Consider the following 19642-nt stretch of genomic DNA (forward strand, 5'->3'; position numbering starts at 1 on the left):
AGGGCTCTCTGCGACCCTCCTGGTTTTCTGCTGCCCGGATTCTGTCACTCAGCCCTTGCCACCGGGCTATCCTGGTTCTATGGTTAGTTACACCACCAACTAACCAAGCAACCAGATCAGGCGCTTTCTGATCCCACTCCGTGAAACCGAGGCAGGCATGACCCTCAGGCCGCATCCGTGAACGTTTTCGATGAAAGCCGTCCCATCTTTGTGCAGATAGCCGAGCGCATCGAGGCCGACATATTGGACGGTGTCCTTGCGGAGGAAGCCCAAGTTCCCTCCACCAACGAATTCGCTGCCTTTTACCGCATCAATCCGGCAACCGCCGCCAAAGGCGTCAACCTGCTGGTCGACGAGGGCCTCCTGTACAAACGGCGGGGCATCGGAATGTTTGTTGCCTCCGGATCCCGCGCCGTCGTCCTGGCCAAGCGACGTGAACAGTTCTACCGCCAGTACATCCAACCCGTCGCCGACGAAGCGCGAAAGCTGGGCATCGGCATTGACGAGTTATCCGAACTCATCCACCGCAGTGCCGCCGAACACGAAGGGACCCCGGCACCATGAACGTCGTAGAAACCCGCAACCTCACTCGCCGTTACGGAGACGAGACGGCATTGGACAACGTGACCCTTTCACTGCCGGCCAACCGCATTTACGGCCTGCTGGGCCGCAACGGCGCCGGAAAAACCACGTTGATGTCCATCCTCACCGCACAGGCGTTCGCCAGCTCCGGGGACGTCCGGATCTTTGGTGCACACCCGTTCGAGAATGAATCTGTCCTGTCCCGAATGTGCTTTGTCCGTGAGTCGCAGAAATACCCTGAGGACTTCACCATCCGCAACGCCCTCGACGCAGCGGCCCTCTTCTTCCCCAACTGGGACAAAGACCTGGCGGAGGTGTTGTTGGCTGACTTCCAGCTGCCCGCTCCGAAGAAGCACCGGATCAAAAAGCTCTCACGCGGACAGCTCTCGGCCGTAGGAGTCATCATCGGCTTGGCCTCCCGCGCCGAACTGACTTTCTTTGACGAGCCTTATCTGGGTTTGGATGCCGTGGCACGCCAACTCTTCTACGACAGGTTGCTGACTGACTTCGCCGATCATCCCCGGACCATCATCCTTTCGTCCCACCTGATCGACGAAGTGGCAAACCTGCTCGAACATGTGATCGTGATCGACCACGGCCGCATCGTTATGGATGACGAAGTGGATGCCGTCACAGGTTCGGCCTTCGCCGTCGCCGGTTCCGCCGCCGCGGTGGAACGGTTTGTAGGTGAACGGCCCATTCTGCACAGGGACTCGCTCGGGGCACTTTCCTCGGTGACGGTGGACAGCACGCTGACCGCGGACGACCGTGAGCTTGCACGGACGCTGGGGCTGGAACTTGCACCGGTCTCACTGCAGCAGCTGATTGTCCGGCGCACCCTCAAAGCGAATGAAAGCTCCGGTTCTTCGGACGAAACCTACAACAAGGATCTGGAGGTGCTGCGATGAACCGGCCGCTGGCAGTAGCTCGCATGCAGCTGCTCAACAAATGGATTTATTTCGGCATCCCGGCGATCATCCTCGTTTCCTCCACGCTGATCGCAGTGGCGATTCTGGCGGTTATACCGGACACCGGCGGCACCAGGATGGCCCTCTCCGGCCAGTCCGTCATGTGGTATTTTCTCGGCATCGGTGTGCAGGCTCTGACCCTCACCTTCCCGTTCTCGCAGGCCATGAGCGTCAGCAGGCGTTCCTTCTACATTGGAACCCTGGGCCTGTTCGCCGTCATGGCCCTCGGGCTCGGTGTGCTCTACTGGCTCCTCGGCCTGGTGGAAAAAGCGACGAACGGTTGGGGAGTGAACGGTGCCATCTTCGCGATTCCCTGGATAGTGCAGTCCGCCTGGTACACGCAGATCCTGCTCTACTTCGCACTGTCGACGCTGCTGTTTATGTTCGGCTTCTGGTTTGCCACGGTCTACAAGCGGTGGCGCACCACGGGCCTGCTGGTCGCCCTTATAGGGTTCGCCGTGATTCTTCTGGGGGCCGTGGCATCGGCCACCTGGACGGACTCCTGGGCAGCGGTGGGAGCCTGGTTTGTCCAGCTGACGCCTCTCGCGCTGACGGGTTGGCTCCTCTTGGGCGGCGTCGTGCTGGCGGCGGGTTCATACGGAACCCTTCGCCGGGCCACGCCGTAGGCAGGCTTTTGCCGCCGGCAAAACAAGGCGACTAAATAACAGAGGTGCCGCCGCCCCTTCACCGGGGCGGCGGCACCTCCGTTGTCCGGGATCAGTTCCGGTCCGAAGAATTCGCCGATCGGATGATGTCCTCCAATTCCTTCTCCCCCAGCAGGTTGAAGGGACGAATGAGCTTGTCGGCTGCCACGTAATAGAACGCGGCGTTGACCTTCTCCAGCGGCACCTGCTTCAGTCGGGCCCACGCCAGCCGGTACACCGCCAACTGGACCGAGCGGATGTCCAGCTTGTCCTTGGACGGCGGCGCTCCGGTTTTCCAGTCGATAAGGTCCCAGGTTCCGTCGGCATCCTGGAAGACGGCGTCGATGCGTCCGCGCACCACCACCGTGTCCACCCGGGTTTCCACCGGCACTTCGATGAAGGCCGGAGTACGCCGTGCCCAGGGCGAAGCCTCGAACGTGGCGATCATGTCTTCGAGCTGATAAGCCTCGTCCACGTAGGCGTCGGCTGCGCCGGGGTGCTCGTCGATGTCCAGCATGCCGCTGGTCCCGAAGAACTCCTCAACCCAGGCATGGAACGCCGTTCCCTTGCGCGCCGCCATGCCCGGCTCCCGCGGTACGGGACGCCGCAGCTGCCGGGTGACTTCCTGGGGATCGTCTTTCAGATCCACCAGCAGGGAGGCGGAAATGTGGGCGGGCAGTTCAACTTCCACCACCTCGTTGGGCGGGCGGTGCCGGGCCAGGACGAGCTCCACCTCTTTTGCCCATCGAGTGGGTTCAAACACGCTGCCGGACGACTCCCGGGGTTCCTCCTCCGGAAGGGCATCCGCGCCTGTGAGGATGTCGATCTCCGACTGCCCCACCCGTCCCGACTGCCGGGCCGCTGCGCCGAGGACTGCCGCTGCAGCAGCCTGCATATCTGCGCGCCGCTCCCCCAGCGGATCGACGGGCCAGCTCCGGCGCTGGACGTCGGCATTGGCCGGGTTGGAGGTCCCTTCGTTCCCCTCGTCCACCCATGACAGGAGATGGAATCCGGGAGCTCCGGCCTTTCCGAGGTCGTACAGGTCCTGGAGATAGCGGGAGACCGCCGTCGGTTTGGACCGCCCGCCTCCCCACGCACTGGAGGTACAGATCAACACATATTTGGCCCGGGTAAAGGCAACGTAGGCCAGACGGCGTTCTTCACGCTCCGCGTGTCCGCGCGCGTCTTCGCTGAAGGCCTTCTCGCTGTCCACCCAGCCCTTCTGATCCTCCTGCTCCCAGTCCCACTGCGGAAGATCGGGGGCGTCCCCCCGCAGGGGCCAGGGAATGGCGCCTTCCCCGCTGCTCCAGCGCGAATCACGGTCATTGGGGAACTGGCCCTCGTTCAATCCCGGAACCACCACAACGTCCCATTCCAGTCCCTTGGAAGCATGGACGGTCAGCAGCTGCACGGCGTCGCGGCTGGCTTCGAGCTGTGTGACAGGCAGTCCGTTTTCTTCCTCGTTGGCAGCCTCCAGCCACGCCAGGAAGGCCATGAGGTCCACCCTGTCGCTCGACGCACTGAAGGTGGCTGCTGCGTCCACGAAGGCATCCAGGTTCCGCCGCGACTCGTGAATGGTGACGCCGGGCTTGGCTGCCACTTCGATGTCCAGCAGGATCCGGCGCTCAACCTCGCCGATCAGAGTGGTGAGGTCTTCGCCGACATAGCTGCGCAGGTCCCGCAGTTCGTCGCGCAGCAGGGTCAGCCGGCGCAGCCCTTCCGCGGAAATGGACCGGCCGGCGTTGGATACCCAATCCGGGCGCGGAAGCGCATCAACGGCTTCCACCAGGGAACCGGCTTCCGCCATGTCCGCTTCCACCACGGTTTCGGTGCCGTCCGGCGCCTCATCGGGACGGTGGACGTCCGCTGCATCAGCCACGGACATAGCGCGCTCCCGGACCCGGACGAGGTGCCGCGACCAGTCGGCCAGTGCCATCAGGTCTGCGGGACCAATCCGCCAGCGTGCTCCGGCCAGGATCCGCAGCATTGAGTCCGAGCGTCCGGGGTCGCCCAGGACACGCAGGACGGCCAGAAGATCCACCACTTCAGGCGTGGACAGCAGACCGCCAAGGCCCACGATCTGCACTGGAATTCCGCGCGCTTCGAGTGCCTCCCGGATGGGGCCGAACTGTTTGCGCCCGCGGCACAGGACGGCCATGGTGGGCTGGAGCTCCTTGCCTGCGTCGTCCTTTTCGAACCGCCCTCGGCGGTGGAGCAGGATCTGTTCGGCCACGGCGTCGGCTTCGCCCGGGATGTCTTCAGCATCTCCGGTCCCGGGTACGGAGACGTCCGTCAGGTAACGCCCGAGATGGACCTCGCCCAACGGTGCCCGCGGCTTGGCCTGCAGTTCGGGAACGTGCGGCAGCCTCTGGTGTTTCAGCCACGGTGCGGTGGTGTTCAGGGGTGCCGAGACGGCGTTGGCGGTGGCGAGGATGGAGGTTGAGTTGCGCCACGCCACCGACAGATTAGCTACCGGCGCCAGTGCCCGGGAACCGTCGGGCAGGAATAGCGGGAACTGGTCACGGAACGTACCCAGCTGACCGGCGGATGCGCCGCGGAAACCGTAGATGGACTGATGCGGATCTCCCACGGCTGTCACGGCACGGCCGTCGCCGAACAGTTGGGAAAACAGCACCATTTGGGCGTGGGAGGTGTCCTGGAATTCATCAAGGAGGACCACCTTGTACTTTGCCCGCTCCATTTCAACGGCCTCGGGGATGGTGGCGGCGATCCTGGCCGCCAGTTCCACCAGGTCACCGAAGTCCAGCTGCCGGCGCTCGGATTTGGCCCTGCGGTAGTTCTCGACCAGTTCCGTAACGGAGATGCGGGTGCGCAGCCGGTCCATCAGCTTCTGCACCGCTGCGGTTGCGGCCTTGGTTTTGCCAGCCTGGTAGGGCAGCCCGGAAACGACGGCGAGATGGGCCGCCAGGTGCTCCCGAACGTCACCGGGGGTCTGCAGGTGTTCGGCGCATTCGCTGGCCATCTGCAGCACGCCGTTGACCAGGGTGGACTTGGCGGCCGTGAAATGTTCAAACTCTCCGGTGTAGGCCTCCACCACTTCGGTGGCCAGCTGCCAGGACTGGGCTCCGCCGAGCATCACGGAATCCCGTTCCACGCCCAGGCGCAGACCGTAGTCGTTGACGATGCCGTTCGCGTAGGAATGGTAAGTGGACACGGTGGGATCCAGCCGGGCGTCGGCGCTTTCGTCGGGGTCGGTTCCCGGCGGAATCAGGCCCGGATCGGCAGTGCCCACCGAAAGGACCCGGTGCAGCAGGTCCAGCCGCTGCCGGATGCGGGTTTCCAGCTCTCCCGCCGCCTTGCGCGTAAACGTCACGCCCAGGATTTGTTCCGGGCGCACCAGCTGATTCGCCACCAGCCACACCACCCGGTCGGCCATGGTTTTGGTCTTGCCCGAGCCGGCACCGGCAATGACGAGCAGGGGTTCCAGGGGCGCTTCGATGATGCCGATCTGGTCATCGGTGGGGTACTGCACCGGGTTCTTCGGATCGGTGTGCAGCATTTCAGCCAGCTCGCGGGCCGAATACCGGGGGGTGCCGGGAACCTCGGGAGGCAGGGTTTCACTCAGGGAGGCACTCATTCGGTGACCTGCTTTCCTTCGGGGCAGAGCGGGCAGATTTCCGGAAGACGGCAGCCGTGGCCGCCGAATCCGCTGCGTGTGGGGTCATGCACGGTGTCAAAGGTGGAATCGGACATCAGCGCCGCCGCCGTCCGGATCATGTCCTGCGCCCGGGTGTCTTCGGGGTCCAGCGGTTCCTGCTCCTGCACGGACACTCCCTTGTTGGTGGTGCCCAGCTGAACCAGTGCCGCCCCGCCGGGCAGGGACGACGGCGCAGCAGGCTTCGCCGCGGGGGCGTCCCCTTCCTCAGGCTTTTCCCGGGCGACGGCACCTTCCCGGACGGCTTCCTGATAGGCCGCAAGCTGCGGGTGTCCTTCGAGTTCGTCCTTCTTGGGGGCAGACTTTCCCGTTTTGAGGTCAACGATGAACAGCCTGCCCTCGGCGTCGATCTCCAGCCTGTCGATCTGCCCGCGCAGCAGGGCGGTCCGTTCCTGTCCGCGGATTTCCACCGGGATTTCCGCGGCGAAGTCCCGTTCCACATCCACCAGGGAGCGGCCTTGCGGCCGCATCTTGATGACGTACTCGGCGAGTTTTCGCACCATGGTTTCGGCGCGCTTGAAATCCACTTTGCCTTCCCAGTTGTCCTTCATGCCCAGGGCCGGCCAGCGCCGCTGGAGTTCCGCGACGTATTCGCTGCCTGAGGCGTCCGGCAGGTCCTGGGCGATTTGATGCACCAGGGTGCCCAGGGAACGGGCGAAGTCGGTGGCCTGCTCCCCGCCCGCAGCGGACACAAACCAGCTCAGCGGGGATTTCAGCACAGCGTCAACCTTGGACGGCGAAACCGGAATAGGAGTTTCCTCGGGAATCACCGGGGCGTCCGTGGACAGGGGCGCCAGCCCCCACCACTCGGACGGCGCAGCACCGGGCACCCGCACGGGGTGGTTAAGCATGGTGCCCAGATGATGGACTGCCTCACGGGCGAGTTCCGGTTTTTCCTCCCGCTGCTGCGCATGGGCCCGCAGCTCCGCCACCAGGGAGCGCAGGGTGAGCGGACGCAGGACCTCGGTGCGTTCCCGTTTCATCGCTTCGGGCGGCAACGGTTCCACCAGGTCCAGGAACGGGGAGGGCTGTTCATCATCCGAGGACACCGCTGTGCAGATCAGCAGATCGCGGGCACGCGAGACGGCGGTGGAAAAGCTGCGCAGCTCATCGTGCCGGGTGGCGTGCATCAGTGTTTGCGGGCTGCGGTGCCTGGCAAAGCCGTCACCGTGCTCAACGGCCGCCACCAGGTCTCCGCTGCCCAGCAACTCTCCGCGGAGCCGGAGATTGGGCCAGACTCCGTCCTGCACGCCGGCAACAATGACCATGGGCCATTCCCGCCCCGCAGCGCTGGCCGGTGTCAGCAGTTCCACGGCATCGCGGCGCTGGGCACGGGCGGCCAGGGTATCCATCGGCAGTTCGGAGCTGGTCAGGTAGTCGAGAAACTGGGCCGGCGTGGAGCCCGGCAACTGGTCAACGTAGCGTTCAGCGGTCTGGAACAGCGCCATGATGGCATCCAGATCCCGGTCGGCCCGTGCCCCGGAGGCCCCTCCGGAGAGCGCCGCTTCAGCCCACTTTTTGGACCAGCCCGAGGCTGACCACAGGGCCCAGAGCACTGTTTCAGCTGTGGCACCGGGCTGATCCGCCGCGGTGCGCCCGGCGCGCAGCATGGCGGCCAGCCGCTGGGCTGCCCGTGCTTCCCACGACAATCCTGCGAGCGCCAGGCCGCTGGGCGACAGCGGGTCCAGCAGCGCCTCCACCAGCAGGACATCGCTGGTGCGCCCGCCTCCGCTGCGGACTTCTTCCCGCCGCAGTGCCTGGCGCAGCCGGCGCAGTTCAATCGAGCTGGCGCCGCCGATCCGCGAAGTCAGCAGGGCAACGGCCGATTCGGGCGTCAGCAGGTCCGGATTCAGGACGACGGCGAAAGCGTCCAGCAGCGGCCGCACCGCGGCTTCATCGCGCACCGCCTTTTCCGCAACGGGCACTTTGACGTCGATGCCCTGGCCGCTGAGGTACCGCTGGATCCGGGCCAGCTGGCCTCCGGTGCGGACGATCACGGCCATGTCTTCGAGCCTGCGCCCGTCCAGCAGCTGTGCCTGGAGGATGCGCTGGGCTATGTAGCGCAGTTCATGCATGGGCGAATCGACGACGTGTGCCTCAGCCCGGCCGGAAACCACCGCGTCAACCGGTACCTCGTCCGAAACTGCACCCTCTGCCGGTTCCTCCGGCCCGGTAACGGGAAGATCAGCGGCGGGAAGAACAGCAGCCCGGTAACGGGGCAGCTGCCCGACCACCGAAATGCGCGATGCCGTCCGGAGCCAGGCTGTGGCAATGGAACCGGTAAGCCGGTGCTGTCCGGACAGCACAAACGTCTGCAGCCCCTCGCCCAAGATGTCGGAGAGTTGACCCAGCAGGTCGGGGCGGGCTCCGCGGAAGCCCTGCACAACGGTGTCGGGGCACGCGGTGACCACGGCGTCCCCGCCTCCGGCGAGCAGTCCCAGCAGGGCGTGGATGGCCGGGTTTGCTTCCTGCAGGTCATCCACGAGAATGAGCTGGAAGCGGGCCCGTTCGGCAGCCAGGAACTCGGGATCATTCTCCAGGATCTGCAGCGCGCTGGTGATGATGCCCGCCGGGTCAAAGGCCTCCGGCATCCGGATATCCAGGACGTCACGGTACTCCGCATACAGGGCAGCCGCGGCCACCCAGTCCGGCCGGTTGTGCCGGCGGCCCAGATCCGCCACCCGCTCCGAGGAGATGCCGTACTCGATAATGCGGTCAAACAGCTGCCGGATCTCCTGCCGAAAACCCCGCGTGGGCAGGGCCAGGTCCAGGGACTCAGGCCACGGCAGGGCGGGGATCCCCTGCTGGCCGTGCCCCTCCAGCAGTTCCTTGATGATGACGTCCTGTTCGGCGCCCGACAGCAGCTTGGGTGCCCGCGTGATGTAAGGCAACCGGCCTTCGGCTTTGGCCCGCCGAATCAGATCAAAGGCGTAGGAAGCCCAGGTGCGGGCCGGAGACGTGCTCAGGGTGCCCTGCAGCCTCGCGGACAGCGCATCGCGCAGCGCCGCGGCGGCCAGGCGCGTGGGGGCCAGCAGGAGCAGTCCCGCGGGATCGAGTCCGCGGCTGATCCGGGCAACGGCCGCTTCCACCAGAACCGTGGACTTGCCGGTGCCGGGAGCGCCCAGCACCAGGACGGGTCCGCTGCCGGCGGGCAGGTCCACGACCGCCTGCTGGTCCGGCGTCAATTCCGGGGCCTGTGCGGTTGCCGCGGAGGGCCCCACCAAATGCAGTTTTACGCTCATGTCTCTACTTCATCACGTCCCGCCGACACTTCCGGCCCAATGCCGCCCAGCCCGGCGCGCAGGACCTCGAAGACGGCCCAATCCGTTTCCGAGGGGGACCACCGTGCTGCGCCGATCCGCACCCGGTAGCCGCCGCCGTCGTCGTCCGGGGTCCCCGTCACGGGGGTACCTTCGGCCGCGTAATGCTCCCAGGCGCGCCGGCCGTGGCACCGGGGAGGTTCACCGCCGGCGCGGATCACGCGCCACCAGGGCAGGCCGGCTCCGTGACGGGACAGGACGGCACCCACCTGGCGCGGACCGCCGTGGCTGAGGATTTCGGCCACATCCCCGTAGGAGAGGACATGTGCGGGCGGTATCAGCTCAACCACTGAGCGCACGGCTTCGACGTAGTCATTGCGCATATGACCAGCGTAAGCCGAGCGCCCGGCGTACCGGAATCTTGGAATGTCAGTGCCCAACGGTACGTTTATTTCATGAACAGCTGGCATGAACTCCCCCACGCGGCCTTTGATCTTGAGACCACCGGCCGCGACCCGCAGACCGCACGCATCGTCACCGCTTCCATCATTTTGGTCAACGGTCAGGGGGAAGTCCTGAAGCACCATGAGTGGCTTTCCGCTGTGGAAGAGGACATTCCCGCCGAGGCTGCCGCCATCCACGGCATCAGCACCGAACACGCCCGTGCACAGGGGCAGCCCGCGGCCGAGGTTTGCGCTGAAATTGCCGGAGTGCTGGGAAGCCTCTTCGCTGCGGGCATCCCGGTCCTGGCGTTCAACGCCTCCTATGACTTCACCGTCCTGAACCGGGAGTGCGAGCGGTTCGGGCTGACACCGCCGGCCCCTGCCCCCGTCATCGATCCGTACATCCTGGACAAGCAGGTGGACCGTTACCGCCGCGGAAAGCGTACGTTGACGGCGCTGACGGAACACTACGGCGTCGGCTTCGAGAACGCGCACACTTCAGCCGCTGATGTCATGGCCACGATCGGGGTTGCCCGGGCCATGGCCGGCAAGTTCCCCGTGCTGCACCGCGAAGCAACACTGCTGCATGAGGCACAGGTCAACTGGGCCCGTGAACAGGCAGCCAGTTTCCAGGAGTACCTGCGGCGCAAGGATCCATCCGCCGTGGTGGACGGCACGTGGCCCGCGCGCAGCTGACACCCCGCCTTCCCGGACATCCCCGTGTCCGGCAGCAACCCCGCGTCACGTTACGAAACATATTGGAAGCCTGCTTCACACTGTCCGCCCCGAATCGAGTCAGTAGCCCCCTGCGTGAGATACTGACAGCTGTGTTAGGCGCTGATGGCGCCCCAGGCGCGACCCGGAGACCCCGTGGCAGGGCATCTCGCAGGGATCCGGCGTCTTGTGCCACGTGATTGGCAGACACCACCCGGTTGGCCGGCACCCAGACGTGCCCGGTACTTTCCGCGCCCGGCAACCGCCCGCTGACCAGCACCAATACACAGACCACGAGGATCAATGATCACAGTTACCGACCTGCGCAAGGTCTACCGCCAGGGCGACCGAGACGTCACTGCGCTCGACGGCGTCAGCCTGAGCGTGCCGAAGGGATCCATCCACGGGATCATCGGGCATTCCGGTGCCGGCAAGTCCACCCTGGTGAGATGCCTCACCCTGCTGGACCGTCCGACGTCGGGCTCGGTCACCATCGACGGGCGGGAGCTGACCGCGGTCAAGGACTCCGAAATCCGCAGCGCCCGGCGCCGCATCGGCATGGTTTTCCAGCACGCCAACCTGATGGATTCCCGCACGGCAGCAGCGAACATCGCGCATCCTTTGGAGCTGGCCGGCGCCAAGAAGCAGGTCATCCAGGACAAGGTGTCCGATCTCCTGCGCCTGGTGGGACTGGAAAGCTTCGCGGGTGCTTATCCCGCACAACTGTCCGGCGGCCAGAAACAGCGCGTTGGCATTGCCCGCGCCCTGGCCTCTGATCCGGACATCCTGCTGTGCGACGAGCCCACCTCGGCCCTGGACCCCGGCACCACCGATGACATCCTGGACCTGATCTCGGACCTCTCGCACCGGCTGGGACTGACGGTTCTGATCATCACCCATGAAATGAACGTCGTGAAACGCATCTGCGATTCCGTCTCCCTGCTCGAAGCAGGGCGGGTTGCCGAGCACGGACCGCTGAACGAGGTCGCTTCCAACCTCGGCGGCCGGCTGGCCAAGGCGCTGATTCCGCTGCCCGCCACTCCCCTTTTGCCCGGGGATCCCACCGGACCGGTCCTGGAGCTGCTGCTCACGGGCGGCAACGCCACGGAACCGGTGCTCTCGGCATTGACCCGCCGCTTCGACACTGATGTGAACGTCCTCGCGGGAAGCGTTGAAACCCTGGCAGGCAGGCGCTTCGGACGACTGCGCATCCAGCTCGACGTCCATACGGACATGACCGCCGTAACCGACTATCTCGCCGACCAGGGCGTTGCCGTGGAGGTGGCCGCATGAACTTCCTGACCGAACTTTTGGACAATCCCGGAATCACCAAGGCTTTGCCGGAATCCATTCTGGAAACCCTGCAGATGGTGGGCATCTCCGGCCTTGTCACGCTGCTCATCGGCCTTCCGCTGGGTATTTTCCTGCACACCAGTGCACCCGGAGGCCTGCGCCCGCTGCCCGTCACCAACCGGATTGTCAGCGGCGTCATCGTGAACATCACCCGTTCCATTCCGTTCGCCATCCTGATGGTGACGCTGATCCCGCTGGCCCGCATCATCACCGGCACCTCCATCGGACCGATCGCCGCCTGCGTGGCCCTGAGCATCGGCACCATCCCCTTCTTCGCCCGGCTGGTGGAAACCGCGCTGCGTGATGTGTCAGGCGGCAAAATCGATGCCGCCCTGGTCATGGGGTCCACGAAGATGCAGATCGTCTCCAAGGTCCTGCTTCCGGAAGCGATGCCGGGACTGGTTGCCGCGCTGACCACCACGATGGTCACCCTGGTGGGCTACTCCGCCATGGCCGGCATCGTGGGCGGCGGCGGGCTGGGCCGGCTGGCCTACAACTACGGTGTCCAGCGCTTCGACAGCGGCGTCATGATCGTCACCATCATCGTGATCGTGGCCATTGTCCAGGTCATCCAGATTGCCGGCGACATGGTGGCCCGCCGCGTGGATCACCGCTCGGCCGACGGCGGTGCCAGGCGCCGCCGCCGGACCGCTGCCGCCGGCGCCCCCGGTGCCGCTGCCCTCGATGTCAGCGTTGTTGCGCCGCCCGCCGGCCCGGACCACGTCCCCGGCCGCAGCGTCCAGGACACAGCGGACATCCGCCGCTGACCATTGAAGTTTTTCCCGCCGTCCCGCTGCCTTGCCGGCCGCGGTCCGGACCGGAATCTGCAGCCAGTAGCCGCTAGCTGCCCACTGTCCGGGTTGGATGTCTTCCGGCCCGGGTTCCCTGAAAGGAACGCACCCGATGCGTAAATCACTGACTCTCGTTGCCACCGGTGTGGCCGCTGCCCTGGCGCTGTCCGCCTGCGGAGGCTCCGACACCTCCAGCGAATCCGTTGACAGTCTGGATCCGGCAAACCCGGTAACCCTGACGGTGGGTGCCAGCCCGCTGCCGCACGCGCAGATCCTCCAGTACGTCGCCGACAATCTGGCGGCCGATGCCGGCCTCGAGCTGGAAATCAAGGAATTCGACGACTACGTCACTCCGAACATCGCCCTGGATGACGGCTCGCTGGACGCGAACTACTACCAGCACCTGCCGTACTTCGAGTCCCAGGTCGAGTCCCAGGGCTACGACTTTGAGCACGGCGCCGGCGTCCATGTGGAGCCGTACGCCGTCTTCTCCGAAAAGCATGAGGACATCTCCGCCGTCGGCGACGGCGCCCGCGTGGCCATCACCAACGACCCTTCGAACCAGGCCCGCGCGCTGACGCTGCTGGAAGAAGCCGGCCTGCTGGAGAACGTTGAAGACGACGCTTCGGTGCTGGCCCTGACGGACGAGCAGAACCCCAAGGGACTGGACTTCGTTGAGAACCAGCCGGAACTGCTGGTCAATGACCTCAGCGATCCCACCGTGGACCTGGCCATTCTGAACGGCAACTACATCCTGGCCGCCGGCCTGAGCACCGACGACGCCCTGCTGGTGGAATCCGTCGAAGAGAACCCGTACGCCAACTTCCTGGCCTGGAAGACCGGCAACAAGGACGCCCGCATCGACAAGCTCGAAGAGCTGCTCCACTCCCCCGAGGTCTCTTCCTTCATCGAGGAAACCTGGCCCAACGGTGACGTCACTGCTGCTTTCTAGGCACTGACTGCCGCCCGCTGAACAACGAAAAACCCCGCCCCTCCCGAAAGGAAGAGGCGGGGTTTTTCGTGGCTCGGGCCGTTACGGCTGTGCGTCAGCCGCAGCCTTGGCGGCCGCCGGAAGCGCAGCGTAGATGCGTTCCATGGCGGCGTCGTCGTGCGCGCCGGACAGGAACCAGGCCTCGAAGACCGACGGCGGCAGGTACACGCCGCTCTCCAGCATCGAGTGGAAGAACGGCTTATACCGGAAGGACTCCTGCGCCTGGGCCTGCTCGTAGTTATGCACGCCCGTGTCCGAGGTGCCGAAGGCAACGCTGAACAGGTTTCCGGCTCGCTGGATGCTGTGGTCCACGCCGGCGTCAGTCAGTGCAGCGGAAACCGCGGCGGAGAGCTCGGCGCTGCGGGCATCCACAGTGGCATAGACCTCTGCGGTGGCAGCCTTCAGCGTGGCGACACCGGCGGCCATGGCGATTGGGTTACCCGACAGGGTACCTGCCTGGTAGACCGGGCCCAGCGGAGCCAGGTAGTCCATCACGTCGGCGCGGCCGCCCAGTGCGGCCACGGGCATCCCGCCGCCAATGACCTTGCCGAAGGTGAACAGGTCCGGCGTCCAGCCTTCCTTCGCGCCGGTCAGGCCCCAGTAGCCGGCTGGTCCGGTACGGAACCCGGTGAGGACCTCGTCCAGGATGAGCAGGGCGCCGTTTTCTGCGGTGATGCGGGACAGGGCGGCGTTGAATCCCGGCTCCGGGGTCACCACGCCCATGTTTGCGGGCGCTGCCTCGGTGATGACGGCGGCAATGTTCGCGCCGTGCTCAGCGAAGGCCTTTTCGACCGCATCCACATCGTTGTACGGCAGCACCAGCGTTTCAGCGGCGGTGGCTTCGGTGACGCCGGCGGACCCGGGCAGGGCCAGGGTGGCCAGGCCGGAGCCGGCAGAGGCCAGCAGCCCGTCCAGGTGGCCGTGGTAGCAACCGGCGAACTTGATGACCAGGTTGCGGCCGGTGTAGCCGCGGGCCAGCCGGATGGCGGTCATGGTGGCTTCGGTGCCGGTGGAGACCATGCGCAGGCGCTTCACGCCCGGCACCCGGTCCATCACCAGCTGCGCCAGTTCGGCTTCGGCGGGGGTGGACGCACCGAAGGACAGTCCGTTGTCGACGGCGGCGTGCACCGCGGCCAGCACGTCCGGGTGGGAGTGGCCCACCAGGGCGGGCCCCCACGAGCAGACGAGGTCCACATACTCGCGACCCTCGGAGTCCGTGATGTACGGGCCCTTGGCGGAGACCATGAACTTGGGCGTGCCGCCTACGGAGCCGAAGGCCCGGACCGGGGAGTTCACGCCGCCGGGCATCAGGGCCCGGGCACGGTCAAAGAGTTCTTCGTTGGACGACGGTGAGACAGGTGAGACAGGTGAGGACATTACTTGCTTTCCTTCAGCCAGGCCGCCAGCTCGGTGGCCCAGTAGGTGAGAATCATGTTTGCGCCGGCCCGCTTGATGCCCAGCACGGACTCTTCGATGGCCCGGCGGCGGTCAATCCAGCCGTTGGCGGCGGCAGCTTCAATCATCGCGTACTCGCCGGAGATCTGGTAAGCGCCCACCGGGACCGGAGACATGGCGGCCACGTCGGCCAGCACGTCGAGGTAGCTCATGGCCGGCTTGACCATTACCATGTCCGCACCTTCTTCAAGGTCCAGCTCAACCTCCAGCAGGGCTTCGCGGCGGTTGGCCGCCTCCATCTGGTAGGTCCTGCGGTCGCCTTTGAGCTGGGAATCAACGGCTTCGCGGAAGGGGCCGTAGAACGCCGAGGCATACTTCGCGGCGTAGGCGAACAGGGACACGTCCTGATACCCGGCGGTGTCCAGTGCATGGCGGATCACGGCGATCTGCCCGTCCATCATGCCGGACGGGCCCAGTACGTGGGCACCGGCGCGGGCCTGCTCCACAGCCATCCGGCCGTAGATTTCCAGGGTGCTGTCATTGTCCACGACGCCGTTTTCGTCCAGGACGCCGCAGTGCCCGTGGTCGGTGAATTCGTCCAGGCAGACGTCGCTCATGATGACGAGGTCATCGCCCACTTCCTCGCGGACGGCGGCTATGCCGCGGTTGAGGATACCGTTCGGATCGGTCCCGGCGCTGCCGACGGCGTCGCGCTCGGCGGGGATGCCGAAGAGCATGATGCCGCCCACCCCCAGCTCAACCGCTTCCGCGGCGGCCTTCTTCAGGGAATCCATGGTGTGCTGGACGACGCCGGGCATGGAGGTGAGCGGATTGGGCTCGGTGATGCCCTCGCGGACAAAGGCGGGGAGGATCAGTTCGGCCGGATCCAGCCGGTATTCGGCGGTCAGCCGCCTCATGGCAGGTGTGGTGCGCAGCCGGCGGGGACGGTGCTGGGGGAAGCTCATGGATAAATCTGCCTTCCGGTAATGACGGGGAACTAGTTTGTAGGACCCGTAGACGTAGCAATAACGAGGGCCTGCGCTATTCCCTCGGGCGTGGGTTGGTTTGCCACAGCATCGGGCGGGCAGCCCAGCTCAACCATTTGGGCAGCCGTGCTGTCTCCAATGGCAACCAGCAGTGTGCCCCGCGGAACGGGTGCGCACAACCGCAGGAAGCGGCGAACGATGCTGGGCGAGGTGAGCACGACGGCGCGCGGACCGGCCGGTGCGGCGCCGAGGAAGTCCTGTGCGGTGATCAGCGGAGCCGTTCCGTCAGCGCCGGTGTCGGCTGCGGGCGTAAAGCGGACGCCCGGGGCGGGATAGTCCACGGTGCAGTAGGCCGTGACGGCGCGGACGTCCCAGCCCAGCGATGTGAGGTTGTCGCGGAGCGCCGGATCGGCCAGGTCCGCCTGCGGCAGCAGGATGCGCAGTGCCCCGCCCTCGGGATCCGAATCCTGAGGGTGCGGCCAGGTTTCAGCCAGCCCGCGGGCGGAATGATCCCCCTCGGGCATCAGGTCCACGGCCAGACCGGTGTCCTCCAGCGCCCTGCGGGTTCCGGTACCGACGGCGGCGATCCGGGTTCCGGCAGGCACGGCGGATGCCGCCGCCACCCCCAGGGCGGCGCAGCGGCGCACCATGGCGCGCACGGTGGTCACGCTGGTGAAGATCACCCAGGCAAACCGTCCGGAGCGCAGGGACACGAGCGCCGAGTCCAGCTCACTGGTGTCAGCGGGAAACTGGAAATCAATCAGCGGCAGGAGCGCCACGGCAGCACCGCGGGATTCCAGTTCGGCGGTCATTGCCGCGGCCCGGTCCGGGCTGCGCAGCAGGACCACGTTCAGCCCCGCCAGTTCCCGGAGTTTAGCCCCGCTCATCTCAGCTGTTTCCGGAAGGCAGCATTAGCTGACCGCCAGGTCCGTCAGGGACGCGGCACCGGCGGCAAGCAGATCTTCTGCCAGGCGGACGCCCAGGGCACGGGCGCCGTCTTCGTCCAGCTCCGCCGTAGCCGCGGAACGCAGCATCACCTTGGCACCGTCGTCGCTGCAGACCACGGCCTCCAGATGCAGGCGAACCTCAGTCACAGTGGCCAAGGCACCAATGGGTGCGGTGCAGCCGGCTTCCAGCCGGTTCAGCAGCGCGCGTTCCGCAGTGACCGTCAGGCGGGCGGCGTTGTTGTCATAGGCAGCCAGTGCCCGGCTCAGCGGTCCTTCGGCGGCGTCAGCGGTCCGGCACTCCACTGCCAGGGCCCCCTGGCCGGGAGCGGGCAGCATGACGGAGGGGTCCAGGAATTCCGAGACCATCTCCAGCCGGCCCAGGCGCGCCAAACCTGCGGCCGCCAGCACGACGGCGTCAAGGTCGCCGGGAGCGCCTTCCACCAGGCCGGCCACACGGCCCAGGCGGGTGTCCACGTTGCCGCGGATATCCACTACCTCCAGGTCCGGACGGGCGGCACGCAGCTGTGCGGCCCGGCGCGGAGAGCCGGTGCCCACGCGGGCGCCTTCCGGCAACTGCGCCAGGGTCAGGCCGTCGCGGGCGCAAAGCGCGTCACGGACGTCCACCCGGCCCGGGATGGCCCCGATGGTCAGGCCGTCCGCTGCTCCGGTGGGCAGGTCCTTGAGGGAGTGGACGGCTACGTCGCAGTCTCCGCGCAGCAGCGAGTCCCGCAGTGCGGCCACGAAGACACCGGTGCCGCCAATCTGGGACAGGGCGGCCCGGTTGATGTCCCCTTCGGTCCGCACCCGGACCAGTTCGACGTCGAAACCGCCCAGTTCGGAGAGCGCGTTGGCCACTGTGGTGGTCTGGGTGACGGCCAGGGCGCTGCCCCGGGTGCCGATCAGGACGGGCGAATGCGCCACTACTGCACACCCACCGTGGAATCGGCGCCTGCGATCGTCGGCTTTTCGCCGCGCAGGTTCGCGCAGCAGCCGGGGCGGCAGACGTCGTACCAGGGGCCCAGCGGAGTCACGGCGGGACGGTCGGCAATGTTGTTCTCGACGGTGCGCTCGCAGAGCAGATCCACCAGTCCTGCGACGAAGGTGTCGTGGATGCCCGGGGTGGGCGTGCGGTGGGCTGCCAGGCCCAGTTCTTTGCAGGTGTCCATGGCTTCGGTGTCCAGGTCCCAGAGGACTTCCATGTGGTCGCTGACAAAGCCCAGCGGCACAATGACGACGCCCTGGACGCCCTTGGCGGGCAGTTCCGCAATGGCGTCATTGATGTCCGGTTCCAGCCACGGCGTGTGCGGGGATCCGGAACGGGACTGGTAGACAAGCTGCCAGTCGAGCCCGGCGGCTTCCGGGATGCGGTCGATGATGGCGCGGGCGTTGGCGAGGTGCTGCGCCACGTAGGCGCTGCCTTCCTCGAACTCGCGGTCGCGCGGGCCGGACGCTTCGGCGTCGGCAGTGGGGATGGAGTGCGTGGAGAACAGGATTTCAATCTTCCCGTCCGTCTTGCCCTCGGCGGCCAGCTGTTCGCGGACCTGGGCGAGGGAATCGCGGACGCCCTCGACAAACGGTTCCACAAACCCGGGGTGGTCGAAGTACTGGCGGACCTTGTCCACCTGCAGCTTTTTATCCAACCCGGTCGCCAGCAGGTTCATGCCCAGGTCCTCGCGGTACTGGCGGCAGCTGGAGTAGGAGGAGTACACGCTGGTGGTGACCATCAGCAGGCGGCGGTAGCCGGTGTCATACGCTTCCTGCAGCACGTCCTTGATGTAGGGGGCCCAGTTCCGGTTTCCCCACAGGACCGGGGTGTCAATGCCGCGGCGCTTCAGCTCAGCCTCGAGGGCTGCCTTCAGCGCACGGTTCTGCTCATTGATGGGGCTGATGCCGCCGTTGGCGCGGTAGTGGGTGGCCACTTCCTCCAACCGCTCGTCCGGGATCCCCCGGCCGCGGGTGACGTTCCGCAGGAACGGAATGACGTCTTCCTGTCCTTCGGGGCCGCCAAAGGAGGCCAGCAGGATCGCGTCGTAGTGCTTGGGGGCCATGCGTCCGTTCTCGTCAACGCCGTCAAGCGGGTTGAATGCTGCGGACTCGCTGGAGGGCTCAGATGTCATTTCAGTACCTCGGCAACTTCCGCGGCGTCGATGCGCCGGCCGGTGTAGAAGGGGATTTCTTCGCGGACGTGGTTACGGGCTTCGGTGGAGCGCAGGTGACGCATCATGTCCACCAGGTCAACCAGGTTGGGAGCTTCCAGCCCCAGGATCCATTCCCAGTCACCGAGGGCAAAGGAGGCAACAGTGTTGGCCAGGACCTGCGGGAATTCGCGTCCCAGCATGCCGTGGTCGCGCAGCATCTTGCCGCGTTCCTCGGCCGGCAGCAGGTACCACTCGTACGAGCGGACAAACGGGTAGACACAGATCCAGGCTTCGGGATCAATGCCCCGGGCGTAGGACGGCCAGTGATTCTTGGAGAACTCCGCATCGCGGTGCACACCCATGGCAGACCAGGCAATTTCGGTTCCGGCGAAGAGGCCGGAGCGGCGGATGTCGCGGACGGCTGACTGCAGGTCTTCGGCGCGGCCGCCGTGCAGCCACACCATGACGTCGGCGTCGGCCCGCATGGCAGAGACGTCATACAGCCCGCGAAGGGTGACATGGCGCTCTGACAGTTTCTCGGTCAATGCCTCGAAGGCTTTGACGTTTTCCTCGGAATCGGCAGCTGCACCTGATGCCCCACCCGTCGCGGACCGCTTGAAAACGGTCCAGAGGGTAAAGAACTGTTCTTCGGTGGCGGCTGTTTCTGCGGTGCTCTGACCCATGGGCTCACTCATGATTAACAGTCTGCCCTTCCGGGCAGGCTTAGGCGAAATACTCCACTTCTACTTCTTGT

General features: G+C 66.0%; 15 protein-coding genes and 1 pseudogene. 7 read left to right on the forward strand and 9 right to left on the reverse strand.

The window, feature by feature from the left end; all coding sequences use genetic code 11:
• Nucleotides 1-177: 177 nt before the first annotated feature.
• Genes KG104_RS13530 through KG104_RS13540 form a run of 3 tightly spaced genes read left to right on the forward strand, consistent with a single transcriptional unit; the run spans nt 178 to nt 2176 of the window.
• Nucleotides 178-564, forward strand: a complete 387-nt coding sequence (locus KG104_RS13530) for a GntR family transcriptional regulator (RefSeq protein ID WP_104052585.1) — start codon at nt 178-180, stop codon at nt 562-564.
• The gene (locus KG104_RS13535; RefSeq protein ID WP_207347966.1) at nt 561-1490 is read left to right on the forward strand and encodes an ABC transporter ATP-binding protein; all 930 of its coding nucleotides are present in this window, start codon (nt 561-563) and stop codon (nt 1488-1490) included. Before KG104_RS13530 ends, KG104_RS13535 begins: the two co-directional genes overlap by 4 nt.
• Nucleotides 1487-2176 carry a hypothetical protein gene (locus KG104_RS13540; protein WP_104052587.1) on the forward strand — a complete coding sequence of 230 codons (690 nt, stop codon included), beginning with the start codon at nt 1487-1489 and terminating at the stop codon, nt 2174-2176. Before KG104_RS13535 ends, KG104_RS13540 begins: the two co-directional genes overlap by 4 nt.
• A gap of 91 nt (nt 2177-2267) precedes the next feature.
• Here KG104_RS13540 and KG104_RS13545 read toward each other — a convergent pair whose 3' ends face one another.
• Genes KG104_RS13545 through KG104_RS13555 form a run of 3 tightly spaced genes read right to left on the reverse strand, consistent with a single transcriptional unit; the run spans nt 2268 to nt 9513 of the window.
• Nucleotides 2268-5792, reverse strand: a complete 3525-nt coding sequence (locus tag KG104_RS13545) for an ATP-dependent helicase (protein WP_207347965.1) — start codon at nt 5790-5792, stop codon at nt 2268-2270.
• Nucleotides 5789-9112, reverse strand: a complete 3324-nt coding sequence (locus KG104_RS13550; protein ID WP_207347964.1) for an ATP-dependent helicase — start codon at nt 9110-9112, stop codon at nt 5789-5791. The genes KG104_RS13545 and KG104_RS13550 overlap by 4 nt, the downstream gene beginning before the upstream one ends.
• Nucleotides 9109-9513, reverse strand: coding sequence for an MGMT family protein (locus KG104_RS13555; RefSeq protein ID WP_207347963.1), 405 nt, complete (start codon nt 9511-9513; stop codon nt 9109-9111). The genes KG104_RS13550 and KG104_RS13555 overlap by 4 nt, the downstream gene beginning before the upstream one ends.
• A gap of 72 nt (nt 9514-9585) precedes the next feature.
• On the opposite strand from KG104_RS13555, the gene KG104_RS13560 reads away from it, so the two are divergent.
• The 4 genes and pseudogenes from KG104_RS13560 to KG104_RS13575 all read left to right on the forward strand — a co-directional run bounded on the left by KG104_RS13560 (nt 9586) and on the right by KG104_RS13575 (nt 13383).
• Nucleotides 9586-10269, forward strand: coding sequence for a 3'-5' exonuclease (locus KG104_RS13560; RefSeq protein ID WP_207347962.1), 684 nt, complete (start codon nt 9586-9588; stop codon nt 10267-10269).
• 321 nt (nt 10270-10590) lie between these two features.
• Nucleotides 10591-11580, forward strand: a complete 990-nt coding sequence (locus KG104_RS13565; RefSeq protein ID WP_104052591.1) for a methionine ABC transporter ATP-binding protein — start codon at nt 10591-10593, stop codon at nt 11578-11580.
• Nucleotides 11577-12254, forward strand: a pseudogene (locus KG104_RS13570) (methionine ABC transporter permease); the annotation flags it as partial. The gene KG104_RS13565 and the pseudogene KG104_RS13570, both read left to right, overlap by 4 nt.
• 289 nt (nt 12255-12543) lie before the next feature.
• The gene (locus KG104_RS13575) at nt 12544-13383 is read left to right on the forward strand and encodes a MetQ/NlpA family ABC transporter substrate-binding protein (protein WP_207347960.1); all 840 of its coding nucleotides are present in this window, start codon (nt 12544-12546) and stop codon (nt 13381-13383) included.
• An 81-nt stretch (nt 13384-13464) separates the two neighbouring features.
• Here KG104_RS13575 and hemL read toward each other — a convergent pair whose 3' ends face one another.
• Genes hemL through hemQ form a run of 6 tightly spaced genes read right to left on the reverse strand, consistent with a single transcriptional unit; the run spans nt 13465 to nt 19583 of the window.
• Complete coding sequence (gene hemL / locus KG104_RS13580; RefSeq protein WP_207347959.1) at nt 13465-14799, reverse strand: glutamate-1-semialdehyde 2,1-aminomutase; 1335 nt, start codon at nt 14797-14799, stop codon at nt 13465-13467.
• The gene (hemB, locus tag KG104_RS13585) at nt 14799-15782 is read right to left on the reverse strand and encodes a porphobilinogen synthase (protein ID WP_104052595.1); all 984 of its coding nucleotides are present in this window, start codon (nt 15780-15782) and stop codon (nt 14799-14801) included. The genes hemL and hemB overlap by 1 nt, the downstream gene beginning before the upstream one ends.
• 32 nt (nt 15783-15814) lie before the next feature.
• A complete protein-coding gene (locus KG104_RS13590; RefSeq protein WP_104052596.1) occupies nt 15815-16690 on the reverse strand; it encodes a uroporphyrinogen-III synthase in 876 nt (291 codons plus the stop codon).
• Between the two features lie 24 nt (nt 16691-16714).
• On the reverse strand, nt 16715-17671 hold the full coding sequence (gene hemC, locus KG104_RS13595) for a hydroxymethylbilane synthase (protein ID WP_207347958.1): 957 nt from the start codon (nt 17669-17671) through the stop codon (nt 16715-16717).
• Complete coding sequence (locus tag KG104_RS13600) at nt 17671-18867, reverse strand: ferrochelatase (protein ID WP_104052598.1); 1197 nt, start codon at nt 18865-18867, stop codon at nt 17671-17673. Before KG104_RS13600 ends, hemC begins: the two co-directional genes overlap by 1 nt.
• Nucleotides 18864-19583, reverse strand: coding sequence for a hydrogen peroxide-dependent heme synthase (gene hemQ, locus KG104_RS13605; RefSeq protein WP_104052599.1), 720 nt, complete (start codon nt 19581-19583; stop codon nt 18864-18866). The genes KG104_RS13600 and hemQ overlap by 4 nt, the downstream gene beginning before the upstream one ends.
• Between the last annotated feature and the right edge of the window lie 59 nt (nt 19584-19642).

Source organism: Arthrobacter sunyaminii, assembly GCF_018866305.1.
Lineage (GTDB): Bacteria > Actinomycetota > Actinomycetes > Actinomycetales > Micrococcaceae > Arthrobacter_B > Arthrobacter_B sunyaminii.

Excerpts from the sequence above, each read along its gene's own strand:
- KG104_RS13535 (WP_207347966.1), top strand. The coding sequence starts at position 561 with ATGAACGTCGTAGAAACCCGCAACCTCACTCGCCGTTACGGAGACGAG.
- KG104_RS13540 (WP_104052587.1), top strand. The coding sequence starts at position 1,487 with ATGAACCGGCCGCTGGCAGTAGCTCGCATGCAGCTGCTCAACAAATGG.
- KG104_RS13545 (WP_207347965.1), bottom strand. The coding sequence starts at position 5,792 with ATGAGTGCCTCCCTGAGTGAAACCCTGCCTCCCGAGGTTCCCGGCACC.
- KG104_RS13550 (WP_207347964.1), bottom strand. The coding sequence starts at position 9,112 with ATGAGCGTAAAACTGCATTTGGTGGGGCCCTCCGCGGCAACCGCACAG.
- KG104_RS13555 (WP_207347963.1), bottom strand. The coding sequence starts at position 9,513 with ATGCGCAATGACTACGTCGAAGCCGTGCGCTCAGTGGTTGAGCTGATA.
- KG104_RS13560 (WP_207347962.1), top strand. The coding sequence starts at position 9,586 with ATGAACAGCTGGCATGAACTCCCCCACGCGGCCTTTGATCTTGAGACC.
- KG104_RS13565 (WP_104052591.1), top strand. The coding sequence starts at position 10,591 with ATGATCACAGTTACCGACCTGCGCAAGGTCTACCGCCAGGGCGACCGA.
- KG104_RS13575 (WP_207347960.1), top strand. The coding sequence starts at position 12,544 with ATGCGTAAATCACTGACTCTCGTTGCCACCGGTGTGGCCGCTGCCCTG.
- hemL (WP_207347959.1), bottom strand. The coding sequence starts at position 14,799 with ATGTCCTCACCTGTCTCACCTGTCTCACCGTCGTCCAACGAAGAACTC.
- hemB (WP_104052595.1), bottom strand. The coding sequence starts at position 15,782 with ATGAGCTTCCCCCAGCACCGTCCCCGCCGGCTGCGCACCACACCTGCC.
- KG104_RS13590 (WP_104052596.1), bottom strand. The coding sequence starts at position 16,690 with ATGAGCGGGGCTAAACTCCGGGAACTGGCGGGGCTGAACGTGGTCCTG.
- KG104_RS13600 (WP_104052598.1), bottom strand. The coding sequence starts at position 18,867 with ATGACATCTGAGCCCTCCAGCGAGTCCGCAGCATTCAACCCGCTTGAC.
- hemQ (WP_104052599.1), bottom strand. The coding sequence starts at position 19,583 with ATGAGTGAGCCCATGGGTCAGAGCACCGCAGAAACAGCCGCCACCGAA.